General features: G+C 71.4%; 1 protein-coding gene and 2 pseudogenes. All 3 read right to left on the bottom strand.

Translation table 11 applies throughout. The features are described 5' to 3' along the window. Nucleotides 1–74: pseudogene (locus ADK60_RS42130) on the bottom strand (roadblock/LC7 domain-containing protein); the annotation flags it as partial. A gap of 10 nt (nt 75–84) precedes the next feature. Then, nucleotides 85–3525: a sensor histidine kinase gene (locus ADK60_RS20190; protein ID WP_053647838.1), complete on the bottom strand. Its 3441-nt coding sequence runs from the start codon at nt 3523–3525 to the stop codon at nt 85–87. A gap of 405 nt (nt 3526–3930) precedes the next feature. Then, a pseudogene (locus ADK60_RS20185) lies at nt 3931–4036 on the bottom strand (ATP-binding protein); the annotation flags it as partial.

The following is a 4036-nucleotide window of genomic DNA, read 5'->3' as shown; positions in this document are numbered from 1 at the left end:
GTGTGCGACACCCCAGGGGTGTTGTCCACGAAATTGGTGATCAGCCAGTTCAGGTTCTGTGCGGCCTGGCTCATCTGACTCAACTCAACGCTCCTGGTGGTTCGAGCCGCCGAAGAGATCGGTGCTGCGATTCTGCTGTCCGTTGCCGGACGGGTCTACCTGATCGGGGTCGATCCGGAAGCTTCCGGTACTGCCGGCGCTGCGGCCCTGCTCGACGCCGCGGCGCAGGTTGGTGAGACGGCCGCGGACCTCCTCGGGCGCGCGGGACACCTGCGGACCGTCCTGCGGGGTGGGCTGGGCGTTGCCCGGCACCAGGTTCTGCTTGGGCACGCGCCGGGGCAGGCCGGCCTGGGTGGTGCCGCTGGAGGAGGGCTCGCGGAGCTTCTCCGCCCGCTGCCAGTCGCCGTCGTTGGGCGACTGCCAGCTCTGGCCGCCGGCCGCGGTCGGGCCGGTGGGCCCGTAGCCGCCGAGGGCGGACACGTCGTGGCTGCCGCGGGGCTCGGCCGGGGCGGAGGAGGTGTCCTTGGCGCCGGCGAACCAGTTGGGGGTCTCGCCGCTCTCCTGCGGGCCGGACGGGAACCCGCCGCCGGCCAGCTGCTGGCCGGGGCGGCGCTGCGGCAGCCCGGACGGCAGGGTGGCCGAGCCGGCGTCGGCCGCGGCCGGGAGGGCCGGCTGCTCCGGGGCGTACGGGTGGCCCGCCGGGGCCTCCTCGGCCCGGTTGCCGTAGTTCTCCCCGGCGTAGCCGGAGCGGTCGTAGCCGTCGCCCTGGCCGTACTCGTCCTGCTGGCCGTACTGGTCGTAGCCCTGCTGCGGGTACTGGCCGTACCCGTCCTGCTGGTACCCGTCCTGCTGGTACCCGTTCTGCTGGTACCCGGCGTCCTGGCCGTACTCGTCCTGCTGGTAGCCGTACTGGTCGTCGGCGTAGCCGGACTGCTCGTAGCCCTGCTGCGGGTACTGCGCGTCCTGGCCGTAGTCCTCGTCGTTGCGACGGCCGTACGCCGGGTACTCGTCCTCGACGTCGGCGTCCAGCACCGGCCGGTCGCCCTCCGGGCCGGACTCCAGCGCGGCGCGGCGGACCTGGTCCAGGCGCTGCGAGCGCTGGACGGCCTCCAGGGCCGGGCTGAAGCCGCTGGAACCGGCGCCGTTGAGGCCGGTGAGGTGGTCGTCGAAACCGAGTTCGGCGGCGCTGCGGGCCTGGCTCCGGTCGGGCGCCCACTCGGCGGCCGGCTCCTGGTCGGCGAAGATCCGGGAGACGGTGAACTGCTCCTCGGGCTCCGGCGTCGCGGCCATCTGGGTCAGGAACGGCGGCAGCATGACGAGCGAGGTGGTGCCCGCGGACTCGCCGGAGGGGCGGAGCTGGACGCGGACGTCGTGCCGCTGGGACAGCCGGCCGACCACGAACAGGCCCATGCGGCGCGAGATCGTGGCGTCCACCGTGGGCGGCTCGGCCAGCTTCTCGTTGATCTCCGCGAAGTCCTCGGCGGTGAGGCCGATGCCCTTGTCGTGGATCTCGACCAGCACCCGGCCGTCGGGCAGGCGGGTCGCGTTGACCAGCACCCGGGTCTGCGGGCTGGAGAAGGTGGTGGCGTTCTCCAGCAGCTCGGCGAGCAGGTGGACGAGGTCGGTCACGGCGGCGCCGACGACCTCGGCCTCGGGGATGCCGGAGAGCTCGACGCGCTCGTACTGCTCCACCTCGGACGCGGCGGCGCGCAGGACGTCGACCAGCGGGACCGGGGTGTTCCAGCGGCGGCCGGCCTCCTCGCCCGCGAGGACGAGCAGGTTCTCACCGTTGCGGCGCATTCGGGTCGCGAGGTGGTCCAGCTTGAAGAGGTTCTCCAGCTGGTCCGGGTCGGCCTCGTTGTTCTCCAGGTCCGTGATCAGCGCCAGCTGGCGCTGGATGAGGCTCTGGCTGCGGCGCGACAGGTTGGTGAAGATCGCGTTGACGTTGCCTCGCAGCAGGGCCTGCTCGGCCGCGAGCGCGACCGCCTGCCGGTGGACCTGGTCGAAGGCCCGGGCGACCTCGCCGATCTCGTCCTTGCCGTACAGCGGGATCGGGGTGACGTTGGTGTCCACCCGCTCCGGGTCGGTCTTGGAGAGCTTCTCGACCAGATCGGGCAGGCGGTGGTCGGCGATGTCGAGCGCGGCGCTGCGCAGGGTGCGCATGCCGAGGATCATCGAGCGGGCCACGTAGCCGGTGAGCACACCGGCGAGGACCAGCGCGACGATGACGATCAGCGAGTTGAGGATGGCGTCGAAGCGCGCGTTGTCGCGCAGCTCGGCGGCGTCGGCGAGCACGTCGTCCAGCAGCACGACCTCGGTGGCGCGGAGGCTGGAGATGTGGGTGTTGGCGGCCTGGTTCCAGTTCTCCGGGGTGAGGCCGGCGTCCTTGGCCTCCTTGTACGCGCGGTCGGCCACCTCGCGGCCCTGCGACTGCCCGTTGGCGGCGGCCTGGGTGTAGGCCGCACCGACGTTCAGCAGGCCGCCCATGGTCGGGGCGCTGCCGTTGGGCATCCGGTACGCGGTCCGCTGGTCGGCGACGGCCTGGGCGACCTGGGCGTCGGCGTACTTCTTGGCGTCCTCGGGGGCGCTGCCGGTGTTGAACTCGGAGAGTGCGGTCTGCTCCAGGCGCTGGGCGACCAGCAGCTGCTGGATGAGGTCGACGTTCTCGAAGCGCGTGGTCTTCTGGGCGGCGATGCCGACCAGGAGCTGCAGCATGAGGGCGCGCTGGGTCGAGGCGGAGGCCTTGGCCAGCGACATCGCGTAGATCGAGCGGCCCTTGCTGGTGAGGTTGCTGGAGCCGAGGCCGACCGAGTTGTCGTAGGCGAGCAGCGGGGCGAACATCACCGAGTAGGCGCTGACGGTCGCGGAGGCGAACAGCGTGTCGCTGTAGGCGGTGGCGCGCAGCTGGGGCAGGAAGACGACCATCTGCTGGAACGCGTCGTGGCGCCGGGGGAGCTCGCCGGACTTGTCGCTCGCCTCGTAGGCCGCGTTGTACGCCTTGAGGGCGGCGTCGGTGGTCGAGCGCGCCTTGGTGACGTCGTTGTTCGGGTCCTGCTTGGTGATCAGGGGTATGAGCGTCTTGTCGCGCTCGCTCTCCAGTGCCTCGGAGAGCTCGGTGGCGGCCTTGGCGAGGGCTGCGGTGCGCTGGGCGCGGTCGGCCTTGACGAAGCCGTCGATCGAGGTGTTGACGCGCAGGCCGCCGAAGACCAGGGCGATGATGACCGGGATCAGCAGAATCGCGATCAGACGGGCCGGCACGCGCCAGTTGCGCGGCCGCACGAAGTCGTACCGGCTGCTCTTCGGCCCGGCGCCGTCCGTGCCCTGGCCGCTGCCGGACCCGAGGACCGGGGCGCCCGTGGGGCGGTCCTTCCCGGTGCCGGGCGGCTGCGGTGCCGGGGCGGCCTGGGGCCGCTCCTCGGTCGGGGTGAACGCCGAGAACCCGCCCGGTTCCGGTGCCGTGCCGTTCGGCTCGCTCTGGCGGGGCTCGGAGCGCCGCTGCGGGGCGACCTGCTGCTTACGCCTCACTCGACAACTACCTCTCGGCCGACAGGCGGCCATGGATCAATCCAGCGCTACCCCCGGTGGCCGCGTGCTCCGGGGAGCGGAGCGACAGCCGTACGGGATCCAGGGGTAGCTGGAATTTCAGCACGTGCAGGGATGGGGGACAAACAGCTGCTGGTGGGCGCTGTGCGCGGTGCAATTTAGGACATTCGCCGACAACTTGGAGCAAAACTGTGGTCTTCTGGCGCTGAGCGACGCTGATTCGCTACAAACAGTCATTGTTGATCACGAAATGCCTACCGAACTGTTATCCGCTGCTTATGCGAGGGTCTTGCGCGTGGCGCCCGGACGACATCTCCCCGCAAGCGAACGCGCCCCGGCACCCCGTCGGTGCGACGGGGTGCCGGGGCCGCCGACCTGGGACTCCGCTCAGCGGAGCCGGGCGAGGAGGGCGTGTTCGACGAGGGTGATGAGGGCGCTCTTGGCGCTGTCGCGGCGTCGGGCGTCGAGGGTGATGACGGGGGTTTCGGTGCTG

Origin of the sequence: Streptomyces sp. XY431, assembly GCF_001279805.1 — a bacterium.
In the GTDB taxonomy this organism is placed as follows: Bacteria; Actinomycetota; Actinomycetes; order Streptomycetales; family Streptomycetaceae; genus Kitasatospora; species Kitasatospora purpeofusca.
The sequence above is the reverse complement of the archived record's forward strand: the minus strand, read 5'-3'. Positions and strand labels throughout refer to the sequence as shown.